This is a genomic window from Streptomyces hilarionis, from assembly GCF_024539675.1.
GTDB lineage: Bacteria > Actinomycetota > Actinomycetes > Streptomycetales > Streptomycetaceae > Streptomyces > Streptomyces hilarionis.
Genome location: NZ_JAHHIT010000833.1, coordinates 1 through 248 on the forward strand (window position 1 = coordinate 1; position 248 = coordinate 248).

Sequence of the window (248 nt, forward strand, 5' to 3'; positions counted from 1 at the left end):
GTTGAATCCTCAAGCCAGGAAGTTTAAACGTGAAGACCTCGCCGCCGAAGAATTCGCTGCGCCGCGCCGTTACCGGCCCGATGCTTTTTCTATTCATTCTCGGCGATGTTCTCGGGGCGGGCGTTTATGCGCTCGCCGGGACAATTGCAGGTGAGGTAGGTGGCGCAATATGGGTGCCTCTGCTCATCGCTCTGTTTTTCGCGATGCTTACTGCAGGTTCCTACGCAGAGTTGGTGACAAAATATCCC

1 pseudogene is annotated in these 248 nt (G+C 55.2%); it reads left to right on the plus strand.

From position 1 onward, the window contains the following. Positions 1-80 precede the first annotated feature (80 nt). Positions 81-248, plus strand: a pseudogene (locus tag KMS84_RS44780) (amino acid permease); the annotation flags it as partial.